The sequence below is a fragment of the Roseinatronobacter sp. NSM genome, from assembly GCF_052379845.1.
In the GTDB taxonomy this organism is placed as follows: Bacteria; Pseudomonadota; Alphaproteobacteria; order Rhodobacterales; family Rhodobacteraceae; genus Roseinatronobacter.
Map to the genome: position 1 here is coordinate 1 of NZ_JBQTCF010000037.1, position 18,277 is coordinate 18,277.

19 protein-coding genes and 1 riboswitch are annotated in these 18,277 nt (G+C 65.8%); of the genes, 4 read left to right on the forward strand and 15 right to left on the reverse strand.

What is annotated here, in order from left to right; translation table 11 throughout:
- The 6 genes from cobF to cbiE form a co-directional block, all read right to left on the reverse strand.
- Nucleotides 1-746 (reverse strand): precorrin-6A synthase (deacetylating) (gene cobF / locus ACTZWY_RS16725; RefSeq protein WP_444791848.1); only part of this gene is annotated, 746 nt, incomplete at its 3' end.
- Nucleotides 743-1,474: a uroporphyrinogen-III C-methyltransferase gene (cobA, locus tag ACTZWY_RS16730; RefSeq protein WP_444791849.1), complete on the reverse strand. Its 732-nt coding sequence runs from the start codon at nucleotides 1,472-1,474 to the stop codon at nucleotides 743-745. The genes cobA and cobF, both read right to left, overlap by 4 nt.
- Nucleotides 1,475-1,592: 118 nt before the next feature.
- The gene (locus tag ACTZWY_RS16735; RefSeq protein WP_444791850.1) at nucleotides 1,593-2,924 is read right to left on the reverse strand and encodes a cobyrinate a,c-diamide synthase; all 1,332 of its coding nucleotides are present in this window, start codon (nucleotides 2,922-2,924) and stop codon (nucleotides 1,593-1,595) included.
- Nucleotides 2,921-3,706, reverse strand: coding sequence for a precorrin-4 C(11)-methyltransferase (gene cobM, locus ACTZWY_RS16740; protein WP_444791851.1), 786 nt, complete (start codon nucleotides 3,704-3,706; stop codon nucleotides 2,921-2,923). Before cobM ends, ACTZWY_RS16735 begins: the two co-directional genes overlap by 4 nt.
- Nucleotides 3,703-4,092, reverse strand: coding sequence for a cobalamin biosynthesis protein (locus ACTZWY_RS16745; protein WP_444791852.1), 390 nt, complete (start codon nucleotides 4,090-4,092; stop codon nucleotides 3,703-3,705). The genes cobM and ACTZWY_RS16745 overlap by 4 nt, the downstream gene beginning before the upstream one ends.
- Entirely contained in the window at nucleotides 4,089-5,291 is a 1,203-nt protein-coding gene (gene cbiE / locus ACTZWY_RS16750) for a precorrin-6y C5,15-methyltransferase (decarboxylating) subunit CbiE (protein WP_444791853.1), read from the reverse strand. The genes ACTZWY_RS16745 and cbiE overlap by 4 nt, the downstream gene beginning before the upstream one ends.
- On the opposite strand from cbiE, the gene ACTZWY_RS16755 reads away from it, so the two are divergent.
- Nucleotides 5,290-6,021: a cobalt-precorrin-6A reductase gene (locus tag ACTZWY_RS16755; RefSeq protein ID WP_444791854.1), complete on the forward strand. Its 732-nt coding sequence runs from the start codon at nucleotides 5,290-5,292 to the stop codon at nucleotides 6,019-6,021. The genes cbiE and ACTZWY_RS16755 overlap by 2 nt on opposite strands.
- 140 nt (nucleotides 6,022-6,161) lie before the next feature.
- Here ACTZWY_RS16755 and cobJ read toward each other — a convergent pair whose 3' ends face one another.
- The 9 genes from cobJ to ACTZWY_RS16800 are packed head-to-tail and all read right to left on the reverse strand — an operon-like array spanning nucleotide 6,162 to nucleotide 15,141.
- Entirely contained in the window at nucleotides 6,162-6,908 is a 747-nt protein-coding gene (cobJ, locus tag ACTZWY_RS16760) for a precorrin-3B C(17)-methyltransferase (RefSeq protein WP_444791855.1), read from the reverse strand.
- The gene (cobI, locus tag ACTZWY_RS16765) at nucleotides 6,905-7,630 is read right to left on the reverse strand and encodes a precorrin-2 C(20)-methyltransferase (protein ID WP_444791856.1); all 726 of its coding nucleotides are present in this window, start codon (nucleotides 7,628-7,630) and stop codon (nucleotides 6,905-6,907) included. The genes cobJ and cobI overlap by 4 nt, the downstream gene beginning before the upstream one ends.
- Nucleotides 7,627-8,256, reverse strand: a complete 630-nt coding sequence (locus tag ACTZWY_RS16770) for a precorrin-8X methylmutase (RefSeq protein WP_444791857.1) — start codon at nucleotides 8,254-8,256, stop codon at nucleotides 7,627-7,629. Before ACTZWY_RS16770 ends, cobI begins: the two co-directional genes overlap by 4 nt.
- Nucleotides 8,257-8,258: 2 nt before the next feature.
- Nucleotides 8,259-9,377: a cobalamin biosynthesis protein CobG gene (locus tag ACTZWY_RS16775; RefSeq protein WP_444791858.1), complete on the reverse strand. Its 1,119-nt coding sequence runs from the start codon at nucleotides 9,375-9,377 to the stop codon at nucleotides 8,259-8,261.
- The gene (gene cobN / locus ACTZWY_RS16780; protein ID WP_444791859.1) at nucleotides 9,370-12,594 is read right to left on the reverse strand and encodes a cobaltochelatase subunit CobN; all 3,225 of its coding nucleotides are present in this window, start codon (nucleotides 12,592-12,594) and stop codon (nucleotides 9,370-9,372) included. The genes ACTZWY_RS16775 and cobN overlap by 8 nt, the downstream gene beginning before the upstream one ends.
- 6 nt (nucleotides 12,595-12,600) lie before the next feature.
- Complete coding sequence (cobW, locus tag ACTZWY_RS16785) at nucleotides 12,601-13,638, reverse strand: cobalamin biosynthesis protein CobW (protein WP_444791860.1); 1,038 nt, start codon at nucleotides 13,636-13,638, stop codon at nucleotides 12,601-12,603.
- The gene (locus ACTZWY_RS16790) at nucleotides 13,631-14,020 is read right to left on the reverse strand and encodes a DUF1636 family protein (protein WP_444791861.1); all 390 of its coding nucleotides are present in this window, start codon (nucleotides 14,018-14,020) and stop codon (nucleotides 13,631-13,633) included. The genes cobW and ACTZWY_RS16790 overlap by 8 nt, the downstream gene beginning before the upstream one ends.
- Nucleotides 14,021-14,076: 56 nt before the next feature.
- Nucleotides 14,077-14,691, reverse strand: coding sequence for a HupE/UreJ family protein (locus tag ACTZWY_RS16795; protein WP_444791862.1), 615 nt, complete (start codon nucleotides 14,689-14,691; stop codon nucleotides 14,077-14,079).
- Between the two features lie 21 nt (nucleotides 14,692-14,712).
- A complete protein-coding gene (locus tag ACTZWY_RS16800) occupies nucleotides 14,713-15,141 on the reverse strand; it encodes a hypothetical protein (protein WP_444791863.1) in 429 nt (142 codons plus the stop codon).
- A 138-nt stretch (nucleotides 15,142-15,279) separates the two neighbouring features.
- Nucleotides 15,280-15,508: riboswitch (cobalamin riboswitch) on the reverse strand.
- A gap of 36 nt (nucleotides 15,509-15,544) precedes the next feature.
- Here ACTZWY_RS16800 and cobO point away from each other — a divergent pair.
- The 3 genes from cobO to cbiB all read left to right on the forward strand — a co-directional run bounded on the left by cobO (nucleotide 15,545) and on the right by cbiB (nucleotide 18,241).
- On the forward strand, nucleotides 15,545-16,159 hold the full coding sequence (gene cobO / locus ACTZWY_RS16805) for a cob(I)yrinic acid a,c-diamide adenosyltransferase (protein WP_444791864.1): 615 nt from the start codon (nucleotides 15,545-15,547) through the stop codon (nucleotides 16,157-16,159).
- 304 nt (nucleotides 16,160-16,463) lie between these two features.
- The gene (locus ACTZWY_RS16810; protein WP_444791865.1) at nucleotides 16,464-17,297 is read left to right on the forward strand and encodes a propanediol utilization protein; all 834 of its coding nucleotides are present in this window, start codon (nucleotides 16,464-16,466) and stop codon (nucleotides 17,295-17,297) included.
- A complete protein-coding gene (cbiB, locus tag ACTZWY_RS16815; protein ID WP_444791866.1) occupies nucleotides 17,294-18,241 on the forward strand; it encodes an adenosylcobinamide-phosphate synthase CbiB in 948 nt (315 codons plus the stop codon). Before ACTZWY_RS16810 ends, cbiB begins: the two co-directional genes overlap by 4 nt.
- Nucleotides 18,242-18,277 lie beyond the last annotated feature (36 nt).

Consider the following 18,277-nt stretch of genomic DNA (forward strand, 5'->3'; position numbering starts at 1 on the left):
CACCGGCGCAACAGGTAAATATCCATGATCCACCCATGCCGCGCGCGCAGCTGCGCACGTAACGTGGTAATCCTCGCCCCCGCTTGCGCCAGCGGACCCGCCACAAGCGCCTGTTGCGGCATGCCCAGATAAGCCCCCCACCAGATATGCACCCGGTCATCCTCGATCACCTCGAACGCACTGCCCGCATCCAGCATGACAGCAACGCTATCGGCACCTTCCGGCCAGCCCCTGTCGCGTACCTGCCGGCCTGTGGTAATGACCACAGACGCCCCAAGGGTGTTCAACGAAATCGCATGCGCAGCCGTCAGCGCGGACAGGCTGGTAATTCCGGGCACCACCGACACGCGCAACGCCATCCCTCCGGCCCCCAGTCGCGCGGCAATGCGCAGGCTGCTGTCATATAATGACGGGTCCCCCCACACCATCACGGCAACCCGCCCCCCCTGTGGCAAACGCTGCGCAATCTGGTATGCCCATGCCTGCGCAATGGCCTCATGCCAGTCGCGCACCCCGTCCAGATAGGCCCCACTGGCATCGCGCACCGGCAGGTCAAACTCCGCCAGCGGCACCGGACGGCTCAGCACCTCCGCACAGATCAGGCGGCGCAGCTCCAGCAAGTCGGCTTTCTCCGCCCCCTTGCGGGGCAGCAACACCAAATCGGCCTCGTTCAGTGCGCATATCGCAGCGCGTGTCAGGTGGTCGGGATTGCCCGTGCCAATCCCGACAAGGCGCAACTCGATCATCCCCCCTCCTCCCCCGACAAGGGACCATAAAGCACCAGCGCCGGCCCGCCGCGCGCGTCCGCATCCCCCAACATCGCCGCAAGCCCGCCCACGTCCGACCAAACCAGCTTCTGGTCAGGATGGCTCACATTCTCAGCCAGAAGGGCAGGCGTCCGCGCGGGCAGGCCCGCCGCCATCAACGCCTTTGCCAGTTGCGGGAATGTCCGCTTTGGCATGAACACCACTGTGGTTGCCTGCGCATCCGCAAGCGCCGCCATGTCCAACCCCTGGGGCAAGGCACCATGCACGTCATGGCCAGTGACAAACTGCACCCGCCGCGCACTCAGCCGCCGCGTCAACGGTATGCCTGCGGCTGCCGCCGCCGCACTCGCCGAGGTGACCCCCGGGATCACCTCAAAGCCTATCCCGGCGCAGCGACAGGCAATAATTTCTTCCTCCAACCGCCCGAACATGCCCGCATCACCGGATTTCAAGCGCACCACCCGCGCGCCCCCTGCCGCATACTCCACCAGCAAACGGCTGACATGATCCTGCCTCGGCGACGGGCGGCCAGCGCGCTTGCCCACCGCCACCAAATCTGCCCCCGCGCGCGCATGTCCCAGAACCGGCCCGGACGACAGGTCATCAAACAACACCGCATCGGCCTGTTTCAACCGCGCCACCGCTTTCAGCGTCAGCAACTCCGGATCGCCCGGCCCCGACCCCACAAATGACACAAACCCGCCCATCACTGCCCTTTCATTCTGGACAAAATATCCTCAGGGGGTGAGGGCCGCAGGCCCGAGGGGGCGCGAGCGCCCCCTGCGGCGCCATCATACCCGCCCGCACGCTTTTGCAACCTCCCCCTCATCCCTGATCTTCCGCAATCAAGTGAAAGAAGGTCCCCGTCACCAGCCCGCGGCAAGACCCGGTTTCGGGCACAATCGCCCCTTCAGCATCGCGCACTTGCGCCAATTCCGCGTCGGGCTGCGCCAGGATCGTGGAATAATGGAATTCATGCCCGCGCAGTGCTGCACCAGCGGCAAATCCGGGCATGGGCAGGCATAACTGCGCGCGCCTGTATCCCAGATGCATCTTGCGCTGTGCATAGGATGTCACCAATCCCAGCAAACCCGCCATTTGATGGCGCGTGCCGTCCTTGTCGATCAGCCCTTGCCCAAGCGCCATATACCCCCCGCATTCGCCATGCACAGGGCGCGTGCGCGCATGGTCCTGCAGTGCTGCGCGAAACCGGGTGGCACTGGCCAGACGGCCTGCATGCAGTTCGGGATAGCCACCGGGCAACCAGACCAGATCGGCGCGGCCATCAGGCGGCTCGTCGGCCAGCGGGGAAAAGGGGAACAGCTCTGCGCCCGCGCGCCGCCACCCTTCCAGCAGATGGGGATAGGCAAAAGAAAACGCCCCATCCTGCGCCAGGGCTATTCTTTGGGCAGGCGGGCGCGGCAGCGGGGCAGCACCAGTGCCACGCCCGCCTTGTGCCGCACGCACACTGGCAAACCGTGCGCAGACCACCAGCGCGTCCAGATCGACATGATCGCGCAGAAAAACCGCATAGTCACCAATCGCGCGTTCAAGGTCCGGGTGTTCAACCGCCTGCACCAATCCCAGATGGCGTTGTGGCAACACCAGATCGCCCCTGCGCGGCAAGGCCCCCAGAACGCGCAGTCCCGCCGCCTCCATGCCCAGCCGGACCAGCCGTTCATGGCGCGCACTGGCCACCCGGTTCAGGATCACCCCGGCAAAGGGCAGATCCGGCCAGTAGCGCGCAAAGCCCAGCGCCACGGCTGCCGCCGATTGCGCCTGCCCCGACACATCAAGCACCAGCACCACCGGCCAGCCCATGCGCTGCGCCAGTTCGGCGCTGCTGCCATGCCCTGCGGCACCGGGTTTGGCCACACCGTCAAACAACCCCATGGACCCTTCTGCCAGCACCATATCTGCCCCTGCGGCGCGCGCGGCAATCGCGTCCATCAACGCCGCGTTCATGGCCCAGCTGTCCAGATTATACGCCTCGCGCCCGCTGGCCGCGCGGTGAAAGGCGGGGTCAATATAATCCGGCCCGCTTTTGAACGGTTGCACGGCTAGCCCCGCTTCACGCAGCGCCCGCAGCAGGCCCAGCATGACAGTTGTCTTGCCCGTGCCCGATGCGGGGGCAGAAATCATCACACCCGGTGTCATTCGGTGCTGTCCTTATAAATGGATGTTGCGGTTTGCGGGCGAAACCGGCGGTCATAGCCGGGCGCATAAAGCGCGCTTTCGTCAAATCCTTCCGCCGCCAGCGCAGGCCCCACCACAATAAGGGCGGTGCGTTCCATGCTGCCTGCAACCTCTGCCTCAATCGTGGAAAGTGTCGCGCGGATGATGCGCTGGTCAGGCCAGCTTGCGCGCCACACAACAGCGACCGGACACGCCGCGCCGTAATGGGGAACCAGTTCCACCACCACCTGCGGCAGGTTATGGATGGACAGGTGAATGGCCAATGTGGCGCCCGTCGCGGCAAATCCCGCCAGCGTTTCGCGCGCAGGCATGGCACTGGCCCGCCCGGGCGTGCGCGTCAGCACCAGCGATTGCGCCACGCCCGGCAGCGTCAGCTCCACCTCCAGCGCCGCCGCCGCCGCCGCAAAGGCTGGCACCCCCGGCGTGACAGTATAGGGAATGCCCAAGCCCCGCAGGCGGCGCAATTGCTCGGCCATGGCCGACCATATCGACACATCGCCCGAATGCAGCCGCGCCACATTCTGGCCCTGGGCATGGGCGGCAGCAATCTCGGCCATAATCTGGTCCAGTGACAAGGGCGCGGTATTCACAATGCGCGCGCCCTTGGGGCAATGTGCCAGTATCGCCTGCGGCACAAGCGAGCCTGCATACAGGCACACAGGGCTTTGCGCGATCAGGTCGCGACCGCGCAGGGTCAGTAAATCCGCAGCCCCCGGCCCCGCTCCGATGAAATGAACAGTCATTGCATGCGCCCCCCCCGTGCCAGCGCACAGGTGGCCTGCCCGTCATCGGACACCACCCGCGAAAGGACAATCCGCGCCCCGCCCCTCTTTCCCGCCCCGCCCCGCTTTTCCGCCGCAACCAGCGCACAGGCTTCCGCCACACTGCCCGTGCCGAAACTGGCCCGCACGCGGTCAGATTGCGTGGGCGTTTCAACGCCGCCAATCGCATGGGCCTGCACCGTGATCAACGGCACACCTGCCGCCAAGGCCACCGGGGCAAGCAAGGCAGCACGGCTTTCCAGACAAGCAAGCGCATCAACGCGCCCAAGCTGCGCCATCTGTGCCATCAGCCGGCGCAAACTGCCAGCACCCGCGCGACTGGAACAGCCAAAACCCGCAACAATCATCGCGTCACACTCCATTGCACAACCGGATAGCCCGCACGCCAGCCGCGTCTTGTGCCCAGTGCAGCCGCCTCGGCCATGTCCAGCCGCAACAGCCCGCCCCCGGCGCGCGCATGCCACTGCGCCAGCAGGGCCTCGCTTTCCAGGGTGACGGCATTGGCCACAACCCGCACCCCCTGCGGCAGCATATCCCACAGCTGTTCCAGCATCGTCGCGCAGATCCCGCCCCCGATAAACACGGCGGCCGGCAGCGGCTGGCCCTCCAGCACCTGCGGCGCGCGCCCTTCCACCACGACCAGCCGGTCCACGCCCAGCGCATGGGCATTGGCGCGCGCGCGCGCCGCGCGCCGCGCGTCCCCCTCAAACCCGATGGCGCGCAGGGACGGATGGGCCAGCAGCCATTCAATGCCCACCGAACCAGCGCCTGCGCCAATATCCCACAGCAACTCCCCCGCGCGCGGGGCCAGTGCCGAAAGCGTCAGCGCGCGCATTGCGCGCTTGGTGATCTGCCCGTCATGGGCAAACAGCGCATCCGGCCGCCCGGCCACCACCGGGACCACAGCGCCCTGCCCCGCAACCTCCACGCCCGCAATCACCGGATGGGCCACATCATCCAGATCAAACTGCGCGGCCATGACATGGCGCACCCGCGCGCGCGCGCCGCCCAGCGCCTCCATGACATGCAAATGGCTCTCGCCAAATCCCATCGCGCACAGATAGCGCGCAAGCTCCCCCACTGCGGCCCCGTCGCGCAACAGCACCAGCACACGCGCCCCCCCCACCAGATGCGGGCGCAACCGCGTCAGCGGCGCAGCATGCAGCCCCAGACAGGCCAGTTTCTCCAGCGGCCAGCCCAATTGCGCCGCCGCCCATGAAAACGATGATGGCGCAGGCAAGGCCACCCACTCACTGCGCGCAAGCTGGCGTGTCACGCTCGTGCCCGCCCCAAACCAGAACGGGTCCCCCGATACCAGCATCACAACACGCCGCCCCCGCTGCGCCAGCAACAGCGCCACGCCATCCGCAAACGGAACCGGCCATTCCACGATCTCGCAACCCGGATCAGGCACCAACGCCAGATGCCGCGCCGCCCCCATCACCACATCCGCGCGCTCCAGCGCATCACGGCTTGCATCCGACAGCCCGTTCAGGCCATCTTCGCCAAGTCCGACAATCGTCAACCACGGGGCATCCTCAGCCATGCCAAATATCCTTGTTCTCGGTGGCACTCTTGAGGCCACGCGCCTTGTGGACGCGCTGGCGCGCGCGCAATTGCCCACAACCCTCAGTTACGCGGGGCGCGTTGCCCGCCCCAAACCGCAGCCAGTGGCCGTGCGGGTGGGCGGGTTTGGGGGCGCGGACGGGCTGGCGCGCTACCTGCGCGCGCAAAATATCACGCATCTGGTCGATGCAACCCATCCCTTCGCCGCCACCATAAGCACCAACGCCATACGCGCCGCACAGCTTGCGGGCACCAACCTTCTGGCGCTGACCCGCCCGCCCTGGACGGCCTGCGCGGGCGATCAATGGTCGCATGTGCCCGACATCCCCGCCGCAGTGCAGGCCCTCGCAGGGCCTGCCCGCAACGTCATGCTCGCGCTGGGGCGGATGCATCTTGCCGCCTTCGCGGCGCAGCCGCAGCACCGCTACCTGTTGCGCCTTGTCGATGCGCCCCAAACACCGCCCCCCCTGCCGGATCACCACATCCTCCTCGAACGCGGCCCATTTGACGCAGACACGGACGCCGCACTGATGCAGGCCCATGACATCACCCTTATTGTCGCCAAGAATGCCGGCGGCACCGGCGCGCAGGCCAAACTCATCGCTGCACGCAAGTTGCGCATTCCGGTCATCATGATAGACCGCCCGCCAATCCCCGCACGCGCGCAGGTTCATGATATTGCAAATGTTCTTGACTGGATCACAGCGTGAATACCGCACACGCAGCAGGCCCGACCTGCCATTTTCAGTCTGGCAAAAATATCCTCGGGGGGTGAATTGGGCCATCCGGCCCAAGAGGGGGGCAGACAGCCCCCCTTCCGCCGCCGCAGCAGGGTGTGTGACACGCCCGCTCATGCCGATCTCGGGGTGAATATGACCGGCCCGCGCGGGGTGTCTATCACCCGCGTCAGGCTTGATCCCACAATCACCATGGTGCGCATATCCGCCATTTCCGGCCGTGCCTCGGTCAGGGGCACAATGCGCAATTCCTCCTGCGGGGTGCTGACGGCGCGGGCAAACACCACCGGGCGGGCATCTGCGCAGGTCGTGCGCAACACCTCCAGCGCGCGGGCAAACCCGTCGGGGCGCGCTTTTGATCTGGGGTTATAGAAGGCCATGGCGAAATCCGCCTCGGCGGCCAGACGCAGGCGTTTTTCGATCAAGGCCCAGGGTTTCAGATTGTCGCTCAGGTTGATGGCACAAAAATCATGGCCCAGCGGCGCGCCTGCACGTGCAGCGGCGGCCAGCATCGCGGTAATTCCCGGCAGCACGCGAATGTCCAGCGCGCGCCAGTGCTGCGGTCCTGCCTCCAGCGCCTCGAACAAAGCCGATGCCATGGCAAACACGCCCGGATCACCTGACGACACCACCACCACGCGCCGCCCCTGCGCGGCCATGTCCAGCGCATGGGCGGCACGGTCCAGTTCCACGCGGTTGTCGCTGGCATGCAATCTCAGCCCGGCACGCGGGGCAATGCGCGCCACATAGGGAATGTAGCCCACCACATCGCTGGCCGCATCCAGCGCCGCGCGCACTTGCGGTGTCACCAACGCCTCATCCCCCGGCCCAAGGCCCGCAACCGCGACCCAGCCGGTCATGGTCTGCGCCCCTGTCCATGGATCAGCACGATCGAGAAATAGGGCGTCACCGCGCCCGCCTCGGTCAGGCGCTGCACGCGCTGGCGGGGCATTTGCGCATATTCCACCATCCACGCATCCTCCAGCCGCCCAGCAGTTTGCAAGGCGCGTTTCAGTTTGGGCAGGTTGCGCCCGATTTTCATGACCACCAGCGCATCGGTTGCCGCAATCCTGTCTGCTAGCACATTTTCAGGCAGCGTGGCCATCAGCACCGTCAGCACATCGTCGCCCCATGTGATGGGCTGGCCCGTGGCTGTCCACGCGCCCGACATGCCAGTGATTGCAGGCACAACTTCAACCGGCACCGCGTCTTTCAGCCGCGTGTAGATGTGCATGAAAGAGCCGTAGAAAAACGGGTCCCCTTCGCACAGGACAACCACATCCGCGCCGCCAGCGGCAAGCGCGCGCAAATGGTCGGTGCAGGCAGTATAGAAGCCCGAAAGCAAGGTGTTATAGCGCGGGTCGGTCACGGGTATTTCGGTGGTGACAGGGTATTCCATGGGAAATTCCACCACAGCCGGGTGCAGCAGGCCCTCCACGATGGCCCGCGCCTGCCCCTTGCGCCCGGCTTTGCGGAAAAAGGCCACATGGCGCGCGCCGCGCACCAGACGGTCGGCGCGCACGCTCATCAGGTCTTGCGCGCCGGGGCCAAGGCCCACGCCATAAATGGTACCCCCCGTCATTCCTTGCGGCTCGCGATGGCGTTGATGGCCGCAACTGTGATCGCACTTCCGCCCAGACGGCCTTTGACGATGCAGCAGGGCACCGGCTGCGCGGACCAAAGCGCGTCTTTGGACTCCAGCGCGCCCACAAACCCCACAGGACAGCCGATAATGGCGGCAGGGCGCGGGCAGCGCGGGTCCTCCAGCATGTTCAGCAGGTGAAACAACGCGGTCGGCGCGTTGCCAATGGCCACCAGCGCGCCCGCCAGACGGGGCCGCCACAATTCCAGTGCGGCAGCGGACCGCGTATTGCCCATGTCGCGCGCCAGTTGCGCCACAGCCGCGTCACGCAGGGTGCAGATCACCTGATTGCCTGCAGGCAGGCGCGGTCGGGTCACCCCTTCGGACACCATATGGGCATCGCACAGGATGGGCGCCCCCGCGCCAAGGGCCGCGCGCGCCGCAGCCGCAAAACCGGGCGAGAAGTGAATAAACTTCTCCAGCCCGACCATCCCGGCGGCATGGATCATGCGCACGGCAATGGGTTCTTCATCCGGGGTGAAGCGGTCCAGATCGGCCTCGGCGCGGATGGTCGCAAAGGACTGGCGGTAAATCGCGGCACCATCAGTTTCGTATGTATAGGGCATCATCATCTTTCAAAACGGACCAGAAGTTGGGGTGGGGTCAATCCGGTTGCCACTGGGCGGCCCTGCACCACCAGATCGAAAAGCCCATCGCGGCCGGTTACGGTCACATCCGCCGCGCGCGCCCGTGCGCAGCCCTTTGCACAGCCCGACACATGCAGACTGCCGCTGACCAACGCGGCCAGTTGCGCCGCAAGCGCGCGGGTTTCAACACTGGCCTGCGGGCATAGCGGCGCGCCCGCGCAGGCATCAACGCGCAAGGCGGGGTGATCGGGCGTGGCAATCAGGCTGGCGGGCAATTCAGGCGCGGCGCTTACCCCTTCCAGCACAAGGCAGCGCCACGGGGTCACGCGCAGGGCGGGCACATCAAGGATGGCCAGAACCTGCGCCAGATCACGCGCAATGATCTGGCCAAACGCGGCACCGATGACCACCCCGTTGGCCGTCAAACCCGGCTTGAATGGCGCGCGTGCTGGCAGGGGGGCTGCGTCCCAGTTGGCCCAATCGGGCAGCGGCGCGCGGTGGCGCGCCATGCGCCCCGATTGCGCGCCGCCTGTGTCCACAAACCAGCGGCACAGCCCGATCAGGGCGTCAATTTCGCGCCCCCGCTCCAGCGCCATGCCGCGCGCGCGACCTTCGGCGCGCAGGATCAAACCGCCCTGCCCGCGTTCAATGCGGACATCAGCGGGGTCTTGGGTCAGGACGGGCGCGGGGCCTGCATCCATCGCAAAGCCCATCTTGGGCGGCAGGTCCGGCAGGTCGGCCAACCGTTCCACCAATTCGGCCCATAGCCGCGCGCTGTCATCGCCATCCGTCCAATCCGGCGCAATCAGGATATTGCGGCGCGCTTCCAGACCGGGCGTGTCATCAAGCAGGTCCATCTCCGCAAGCGCTTGTTGCAACGGGGCAAGGGCCGCGTCACGGACACCGCGAATTTGCACATTGGCGCGGTTGGTCAGGTCAATCAGCCCTGCGCCATAAGCCTGCGCCGCATCGCACAGCGCCCGCGCCTGCACGCGTGTCAGCCGCGCAAGGCGCGGGCGCAGGCGCACCACCCAACCATCACCGGACCGCATGGGCCGCAATGCACCGGGGCACCACCCTTTCACGTCAAATTCAGTCATGCGCCAACCCCGCAAGAATGGAATTCCGGCGCGTCGCCCAAAGGCCCGCATCATGCAATGCCAAAAACCGCGCCTGCATCGCGGCCAACGCGGCGGGGTTTTCGCGTTCAAGGAAGGTGCGCACAGCGTCATCCCCCAGCGTTGCGTCATGATACAGGTCAATAAGTTGCGGCGGAACAGCGGCGGCCAGATGGGCAAAAGCCGCCAGATGGTCCAGCGTCGCGGCAATTTCCGCGCCGCCCCGGAACCCGTGTTTCATCATGCCCGCAATCCATGTCGGGTTGGCGGCGCGGGCCCGCACCACACGCGCGATTTCTTCCGTCAGGGTGCGCGCGCGCGGGTCATCGGGGCGTGTGGCGTCCAGATGATACAGCGCCGCCTGCCCGCCTGTTATGGCTTGTGCAGCAGCAAAGCCCGCTTCATGGGCGGCGTAATCCTGCGCCAGCAACAGGTCGGTTTCGGGCAGGTCCTGCAAATGCACGAAAGCGTCCGCGCCCGCCACGCGCGCGGCAATCCCTTCGGGGTCATGCTGGCCGGTGTCCAGTGCATGCGACGATGCCGCCAGCCATGCGCGCCCGGCCTGCGCACGCATACCCTCGCTGTAGTCGTCCACCATGCCCGACATGCCCAGACCATAGCTGCCCGGTGCAGGGCCATAGACACGCGCGCCCCCCTGCCCCACAAAGGGGTTCCAGTCGGGCGCTTCATCGCGCGCGGCCAGCGCGGCCACGGCCTGACCAAACAGCGTTGCCAGTTGCGCGAACACATCCCGAAACAGCCCCGATACCCGCAAGGTCACATCCAGTCGCGGGCGGTCCAGTTCCGCGATGGGCAGGATTTCCACGCCTGACACGCGCGATGACCCGGCGTCCCAGACAGGCCGCGCGCCCAGAAGGTGCAGCGCCATGGAAAATTCCTCGCCCGCCGTGCGCATGGTGGCGCTGCCCCACAGGTCCACCACCAGCGCGCGCGGCCAGTCGCCATGATCCTGCAAATGGCGGCGCACCAACTCATTCGCCAGCTTGACGCCCTGTGCATAGGCCGCGCGCGATGGCACGGCGCGCGGGTCGGTGGTGAACATATTGCGGCCCGTGGGCAGCACATCGGCCCGGCCCCGATGGGGGGAACCAGACGGGCCGGGGGGCACAAAACGCCCCGACAGCGCGGCAACAAGCCCCGCGCGTTCGGCCGCGCCCTGTTCCCCGCGCCCGAAAACATGCAGCCCTTCCCCGAACTGGCTTTCTTTCACATCGCACACGAAACGGTCGATGCGGGTGATTGCCTCTGCCAGACAGTCCGCGCCGTCCAGCCCCAGTTCAGCGCCCAGCCCCAGCGACTCGGCCTGCGTGCGGATGTCGGTTTGCAGCCGGTCGCGGCGCGCAGGGTCCAGCCCGTCAGCGTTGGAAAACTCGTCCAGCAGGGCCTCCAACTGCGCCAGCCCTGCGCCGGTTTGCGCGGTCACCATGGGCGGGGGCACATGGCCCAGTGTGACGGCCCCGATGCGGCGCTTGGCCTGCGCGGCCTCGCCGGGGTCATTGACGATGAAGGGATAGATCACCGGCAGATCGCGGATCAGCGCTTCGGGCCAGCAGTCATCCGACAAGGCCACCGACTTGCCCGGCAACCATTCCAGCGTGCCATGCGCCCCGACATGCACCAGCACGTCCACCTGTTCGCGCACCCAAAGATAGAACGCGACATAGGCATGGCACGGGGTGCGGGTCAGGTCATGATACTCATCCTCGCGGGCCGCGCTTATGCCGCGTTCGGGTTGCAGCGCAACAAGCGTAGTTCCAAGGCGCAGCGCCGCGAAGGCGAAATGCCCGTCACGGCAGGCGGGGTCATCTTCGGGGGCGCCCCATGCGGCAAACAGATCATGGCGCAGCGCGTCGGGCAAGCGCTCCAGTGCCGCAAGATACTCCGCAAGGGGCCAATGCACCCGCTGTGTTTCCAGCGCATCTGCCAGCGCGCGGGGATTGGGCGCTGGCGCGCCAATGTCGTGCAAAATGGCGCTGGCACTTTCCAGCGCGTCCAGCCCCACGGCATGGGCCATGTTCCAGCCCTTGCCGGGATAGGTGGACAGCACAAGTGCGGTGCGGCGCTGCGGTGCTGGCAGGTTCTGCAAACGGACCCATGCCCCCACACGGTCGGCAATCGCGTCAACGCGCGCGGGGTCGGCGCAGTGTTCTGCACGGGCAAATTGCAGGTCTGGATCAGGGGTCGTGACTTCCTTGAAACTGGCCACACCGGCAAACAAGCGCCCGTCCACTTCCGGCAAGACCACATGCATGGCCAGATCGGCAGGCGACAGCCCGCGCGCGGCGTCCTGCCAGCGCTGCCTGTCATTGGTGGCCAGTGCCACCTGAAACACGGGCACGCCTGCAGCTTCCAGCACCGCCCCGTCATTGCCCTGCGCTGAAAACGCCGTGGCGTTGATCACGGCCCGCGGGTCCAAGCCCCGCACCCAGCGGGCCAGCCATGCGCGCGCCTGTGGTTCCTTCAGGGATGGCACGAACACCGCCAGCGCATCGAAACCGCGCGCGTCCATCGCGTGGGCCAGCGCGCGGATGGGGTCCAGATCGGCCGCAACAAGGTAGGATCGGTAAAACACGATCAGAATACGCGGGCGTTCGGACGCAAACTTGAACACAGCCGGACATGTGACACCGCCATTGTGCCAGCCGCCCACCTGCGCCACAGCGCGCACCCCGCGCACCGGCGGGGCATACAGGCCCGACGCCAGCGCAAGTTGTTGCAATGCCGCCTGCGCCGCAACCGCGCCGCCCGTGTCGCACAGGTGTTGCAAACGTCGCAATGTGCTGACAGGCAGGGTCGACACTGCATCAAGTGCCGGATCAGGCCGGCCGTCAGCTGGCAGGACCGCCAGCGCGATGCCCTGCCGCTGCGCAAGGGCGCGCACCTGTTGCAGCCCGTAAGACCAATACGCCTGCCCCCCGATCAGCCGAACCAGAATACCCTTGGCCCCTGACAGGGTGTTTTCGACATAGGTATCCACGGATAGCGGATGTTTCAGCGCCGCCAGATTGGCCAGCCGCACAGATGGCAGACTGTCGCCCGCCGCGCGCCACCCCGCCGCGAAAGCGCCCAGATCACTGTCAGAAAACGACAGCACCACCAAATCAGCCGGGCTTTGGCCCAGATCGGTGGGGGTGCAGGCTTCCTCCAGACCGTGGCTTTCGCGGAAGATGACATGCATTGCGGATCAGGCCCCAAGGGCTGCGCGAATGGCGGCCTCGTTTACATGGTCATGTTCGGCAATCACGACAAGGCGCGTTAGGCGCTGCTCATCAGCGGTCCAGGGCCGGTCGAACTGGTGGCGCACCCGTGCGCCCACGGCCTGCACCAATAACCGCATGGGTTTTCCACGCACAGCCGCATAGCCCTTGACGCGCAGGATATTCTGGGTTTGCGCCAGTTGCACAATGCGCGCGGCCAGATCGGCGGGGTCGGTGATTTCCCCCATCGTCACCATGATTGTGTCAAAATCATCATGTTCATGGTCATCATGCCCGTCATGATGCGACGGGCGCGCCGCAAGATCATCTTCGGCCCCCGCGTCCAGCCCCAGCAAAACTGCAGGGTCCACCACACCCTCGGCAACTTCCAGCACGGGCAGCGGGCGGCGGGTCTGTGCGGCAATGACCGCGCGCGCCCGCGTCACCCCTGCCGGTCCGGCAAGGTCCGGCTTGGTCAGCAACACCAGATCGGCGCAGGCAATCTGGTCCTCGAACACTTCGGACAGGGGCGTTTCGTGATCAAGGCTGTCATCGGCGGCGCGCTGCGCATCAACGGCCGCCAGATCAGGGGCAAAGCGGCCATCGGCCACCGCTTCGGCATCGGCCAGCGCGATCACACCGTCAACAGTAATGCGCGACCGGATGGCCGGCCAGTCAAATGCTTTCAACAGCGGCTTGGGCAGGGCCAGACCTGATGTTTCAATCACAATATGGTCGGGCTTCGGGTCCAGTTTCAAAAGCGCCTCGACGGTGGGAATAAAATCATCTGCAACAGTGCAGCAGATGCAGCCATTGGACAGCTCCACAATATTTTCGGAGGGACAGTCAGGCATAGCGCAGGATTTCAGAATCTCGCCATCCACGCCCACAGTCCCGAATTCATTGACCACAACCGCCAGCCGCCGCCCGCCCGCATTGCGGATCAGGTGCGAAATCAGCGTGGTTTTGCCCGCCCCCAGAAAGCCGGTGACGATGGTAACAGGGGTTTTTGACAGATCAGACATTGGGGACCTCCAGCGGGGGAATACGGGCGATGCAGTTCTTGCGGAAATGTTCAGGGCGCTCGCGCCACGGCACAAGGCCAGCTTCGGCGGCACGGTATTTTTGCGCACCGTCAATAATATCGGGCACATGCGCGTCAGGTGTCAGATTGCCATAAACATAGGTCCAGGCACCGGGCTTGCGCAGCGCAATGGTGCAACCGCGCGAACAGTTGGACAGGCAGTCCACGGCAATGATGCGCAGCCCTTCGGGGGCAGCATCGCGCAGGGCCTGCACCAGTTGCGCACCGGGGCGGGTGTCCGGGTCGGGCACGGCCAGCGGGTTGGCAGGACTGGCACTGCGGCAGGTGGCGCAGACCAGCAGATCGACAATATCATTGGGCATGGAACGCTCCGGTCAGGGGATGGGCCAGCGCAGCGGCTGGCCCTTTGTTGCGCGCATCAGCCAAGGATCATGTGCTCAGCGGTTTCGAACAGGAAGGCAAGCCCCACACCCATACAGACAGCCGCAGCCAAGCGGGCCTGAAATGTGCCCTGCCCCTGTTGCAACATGCGCCCCGCAACCAGCGCCACCCCTGCGGCAATCGCAAACTGGATCACCCCAAACCCCAGCAGATAGGCGAAGATCGGCATCGGCGTGGACCCGACCACGGCCTCGCCATAGGCCCAGCCGTGAAAGATACCCGCAAAGGCGAAGGCCGCCAGCGCCACCCGCCCGGCCACCTGCCGACCCATCACCAACGCCGCGCCCAACGCGACCACCGATGCAGTGATAACAAGTTCCGCCAGCGGCAACGCAACGCCCCCCAGATGCACCGCCGTTCCCGCCAGCGTGGCAGCAATAAACGCAAAAGGGCCAACCAGTGACCGGCCCGCAAGCGCAGCCGCCAGACCCATCAGCACCACAAAAGCCAGATGGTCCAGCCCGATGACAGGATGGGCAAGGCCCGAAACCAGCCCGTGAAACACCGTCTGCGGGGCCTCCCCCCCCAAGGGATGATGGGCCAGTGCAGGCCCTGCAAGCAAAGCAGCGGGAAGTATCAGAAAACGTGTCATGAGGAATGCTCCTTGAAGGGGTCAGCGTTGACAAGAACCAGCGTGGCAGGCCACGCAACAACGGCGCGGGCCCGGCAGACCGTTGACCAGACCGCCCCGGACGCTGCGAAATTTCGGGGCAAAACGGGCTTTCGGGATGCGCAAGGCGGCGCGGCGTTCGGTGTGCCCGACACGCCGCGCCTTGACCGCGCCTGCGCCGGCTTCAAACCCCGGCACTTGCAGGGACTGGACCCGCTGCGCGCGAAGCGGGCCGGACGGGGGTGTTGCACGCGCTGTATCGGCATGCACAGAAACATCACCATGGCGGCCTACTTGGACCATGGCGGTTTTGACCGCAGCCCGGTGCTGCGCACCTGCGCCCTGCAAGCCAATGGCAAGCCCCCCGGCGGCGAGCATATAAAAGCCCGCAACAGGTTCGCGCCCCGCCCTCATAATGCGAGTTGTTTTCATTTGTCTACTTTCCCGCGTGACCACCCGCCACGCGATGCAAGGGCGGGGAAACTGCGGGCAGCGCGGGACAGCACAAACGCATGCGCCAGCCCCGACACAAGCCCAACCAGACACCCCGCCGGTTGATATGCCCCAAACAGGGCGGCCTTCGCGCTGGCAGGTCTCCCGGCTTGCGGATGTCAGAGGTCCCTGTCGGGATCACCTGTCGGTCTGCCCGCCTTCCCACCCGCCTGGGGCAGTGGCATTGGACGACCTCTCCGGTCACGGTCGCGGGGGCGGCTGTGCTTGGGGCTTGATCTTACGATCCGGCCTTGTCACATTCCCTTTTCACCTGTCATGAACAGGCACCAGCCCCTTAGTCATGCGCGCCCGCGCGCCACAAGTCAAGCAAGGAAACGCCCAGATGTCCCAGACCACCGACCCCGCGCACCACCGCGAGAAGATGCAAAAGATCAAAGCCGCGCGCGACCGGATGATGGAAACGAAAACCGGCGAAAAGGGGCTGATCATCGTCCATACTGGCGCGGGCAAGGGGAAATCCTCCTCGGGGTTTGGAATGATCATGCGCTGCATCGCGCATGGCATGCCCTGTGCAGTGGTGCAGTTCATCAAGGGGGACTGGACCACGGGCGAACGCGAATTCCTGCGCACGCGCTTCGCGGATGAATGCACCTTTGTGGTATCAGGGGAAGGGTTCACATGGGAAACCCAGGACCGCGACCGCGACATCGCCGCCGCGCGCGCGGGATGGGAACACGCCAAGGCCCTGATCCGCGACCCCGCGATCCGGTTCGTGTTGCTGGATGAAATCAACATCGCGCTGCGCTATGATTACCTGCCGCTGGATGAGGTTCTGAACTTTTTGCGTGATGAAAAACCCGCGATGACGCATGTGGTGCTGACAGGCCGCAATGCAAAACCCGAATTGCTCGCGCTGGCGGATCTGGTCACGGAAATGACCAATGTAAAGCACCCGTTCCGCGAAGGTATCAAAGCACAAAAAGGGATCGAGTTCTGATGCCGGGATTGGCGCGCAGCCCCAACAAGTTTGGGGGCCAGCCCCCAACGCGCTGCGCGCGTTTCCCCCGGGATATTTGAACCAGAATGAAAGCCTTTGCGCACGATAGTCTGTGCGCTCTCGAGCGGGCGCCACGCCTCGGGCTGATAAAACAGGGGAGACGTGGCGCTTTCACTCTGGACGGTCATCGGGATCCCTCCCTGTACCGCAGGGTCAGTATCGTCGAAACGGGTTAACAAATGGTGCATTTCAATCTGGCCCAAATATCCCCGCCGGAGGCGCAGCTTGAAGGCGGAAAACGCCCTTGCGGGACGCAGGCGACATGATCTGTCGCGGGATCAAGGTTGACGGCCATTTCGGGGAGTGGCTGCAAGGCAGGCTGGGGCCGCGTGGTCCGGTTGTGCTGATCACGATGGCCTGTGACAAGACCGGTGTTGTGATGTCGCGCCATGTCCCCAGACCCGATGACGGGCCGAGCTGGGCCTTGCTTTGGGCGCAATACCCCGCCGATGTGATGCACAGGTTCGTGTCTGTATTGCAGTTGCAGGTTTGCCCTCAGGTGCGGGCAGTTCCCTGTATGGCGGCCGGATTGGGCACAGGGGTATCCACGGCCAGCCTGATCGGGTTGGCGCGGTTTTCGGGGTGGGTCGGGCCACCGCAGGATCTGGCGCGGGCGTGTATTCTGGCAGAGGGGGCCTCTGATCCGCTGATGTTTGCTGAGCCTGACACTGTGCTGTGGGGGTCACGCGATGGAACCATCCACGCGCATTTGCCCGCGCTTCCACGCCATGAGGTGATTGGCGGGTTCTGGGGCGGCGCGTGCCGGACCGATGCTTTGGATGATGATTTTCCCGACATTTCCGACCTTGTGGTGCAATGGCGGGGCGTGGATCATTTGGCGGGGTTTGCAGCCCTTGCGGCCGAAAGCGCGCGGCGCTGCCTTGCGCGGCGCGGCCCTTTGCATGACCCCTCGGCGAGGGTCGCTGACAGGTTGGGGGCGCTGGGCTGGAACATGGCCCATACGGGGGCGGCGCGGGGGTTTATTTTCGCGCCCGGCACCATTCCGCCGCAGGCCGCTGATGTCTTACGCAAGGCCGGGTATTGGGGCATCATTCAGTTTGAGGGGGGCGCGAGATGACATTCGCTGCGATGATGCTGGTGGCGATTGCGCTGGATGCTGTGCTGGGATGGCCGGACGCGCTGTATCGCAGGATTGGCCATCCCGTCACATGGATGGGCGCGGCCATCGGGCGGCTGGAGGGGCTTTTGAACGCACCGTCGGCCAGCGCGCGCGCGCGCAAGCTGCGCGGTGCGGGCGTGGCGCTGCTGGTGATTGGTGGCAGCGCGGCGCTGGCCGGGCTGGTGCAGGGGGCGCTGCCGCCCGGGGTTTGGGGCGCGCTTCTGGGGGGGGTGCTGGCCTGGCCGTTTGTGGCATTGCGCGCGATGCATGATCATGTCGACGCGGTCATCGTGCCGTTGCAGGCTGGTGATCTGGCGGGCGCGCGCCATGAGGTGTCCATGATCGTGGGCCGCGACCCGACCCATCTGGACGCGGCGGGCGTGGCGCGCGCGGCGGCTGAAAGTCTGGCGGAAAACACATCTGATGGCATTGTGGCCCCGGTCTTTTGGGGTGTCGTGGCGGGGGTGCCGGGGATTGTGGCCTATAAGGCCATCAATACGCTGGATTCGATGATTGGCCATCGCAGCCCCAGATATGCCGCTTTTGGCTGGGCGTCGGCGCGGATTGACGACCTTGCAAACCTGATTCCCGCGCGCATGACGGGGGCACTTTTCGCGCTGGTGTCCGCACGCCCGCGCGCCGCGCTGGGCTGTATGCTGCGCGATGCCCGCCTGCACCGGTCCCCCAATGCGGGATGGCCGGAAGCCGCGATGGCGGGGGCGCTGGGGGTGCGGCTGTCGGGGCCGCGCATCTATGATGGCGCGCAGACGCAGGACCCATGGGTAAATGGCGCCTGCCCGGACCCTTCGGCCGCGGATTTGCGCAGGGGGCTGGCGCTCTATCGGCGCGCGATGGGGGCGATGACGGCGCTGGTGGCCGCGCTGGCGCTGATCTGGCTGTAGGGGCGCGCGCACATCCGGCGCCTTTCCATGTCATGC

Excerpts from the sequence above, each read along its gene's own strand:
- cobA (WP_444791849.1), bottom strand. The coding sequence starts at position 1,474 with ATGGGCGGGTTTGTGTCATTTGTGGGGTCGGGGCCGGGCGATCCGGAG.
- ACTZWY_RS16735 (WP_444791850.1), bottom strand. The coding sequence starts at position 2,924 with ATGACACCGGGTGTGATGATTTCTGCCCCCGCATCGGGCACGGGCAAG.
- cobM (WP_444791851.1), bottom strand. The coding sequence starts at position 3,706 with ATGACTGTTCATTTCATCGGAGCGGGGCCGGGGGCTGCGGATTTACTG.
- ACTZWY_RS16745 (WP_444791852.1), bottom strand. The coding sequence starts at position 4,092 with ATGATTGTTGCGGGTTTTGGCTGTTCCAGTCGCGCGGGTGCTGGCAGT.
- ACTZWY_RS16755 (WP_444791854.1), top strand. The coding sequence starts at position 5,290 with ATGCCAAATATCCTTGTTCTCGGTGGCACTCTTGAGGCCACGCGCCTT.
- cbiE (WP_444791853.1), bottom strand. The coding sequence starts at position 5,291 with ATGGCTGAGGATGCCCCGTGGTTGACGATTGTCGGACTTGGCGAAGAT.
- cobJ (WP_444791855.1), bottom strand. The coding sequence starts at position 6,908 with ATGACCGGCTGGGTCGCGGTTGCGGGCCTTGGGCCGGGGGATGAGGCG.
- cobI (WP_444791856.1), bottom strand. The coding sequence starts at position 7,630 with ATGACGGGGGGTACCATTTATGGCGTGGGCCTTGGCCCCGGCGCGCAA.
- ACTZWY_RS16770 (WP_444791857.1), bottom strand. The coding sequence starts at position 8,256 with ATGCCCTATACATACGAAACTGATGGTGCCGCGATTTACCGCCAGTCC.
- ACTZWY_RS16775 (WP_444791858.1), bottom strand. The coding sequence starts at position 9,377 with ATGACTGAATTTGACGTGAAAGGGTGGTGCCCCGGTGCATTGCGGCCC.
- cobN (WP_444791859.1), bottom strand. The coding sequence starts at position 12,594 with ATGCATGTCATCTTCCGCGAAAGCCACGGTCTGGAGGAAGCCTGCACC.
- cobW (WP_444791860.1), bottom strand. The coding sequence starts at position 13,638 with ATGTCTGATCTGTCAAAAACCCCTGTTACCATCGTCACCGGCTTTCTG.
- ACTZWY_RS16790 (WP_444791861.1), bottom strand. The coding sequence starts at position 14,020 with ATGCCCAATGATATTGTCGATCTGCTGGTCTGCGCCACCTGCCGCAGT.
- ACTZWY_RS16795 (WP_444791862.1), bottom strand. The coding sequence starts at position 14,691 with ATGACACGTTTTCTGATACTTCCCGCTGCTTTGCTTGCAGGGCCTGCA.
- ACTZWY_RS16800 (WP_444791863.1), bottom strand. The coding sequence starts at position 15,141 with ATGAAAACAACTCGCATTATGAGGGCGGGGCGCGAACCTGTTGCGGGC.
- cobO (WP_444791864.1), top strand. The coding sequence starts at position 15,545 with ATGTCCCAGACCACCGACCCCGCGCACCACCGCGAGAAGATGCAAAAG.
- cbiB (WP_444791866.1), top strand. The coding sequence starts at position 17,294 with ATGACATTCGCTGCGATGATGCTGGTGGCGATTGCGCTGGATGCTGTG.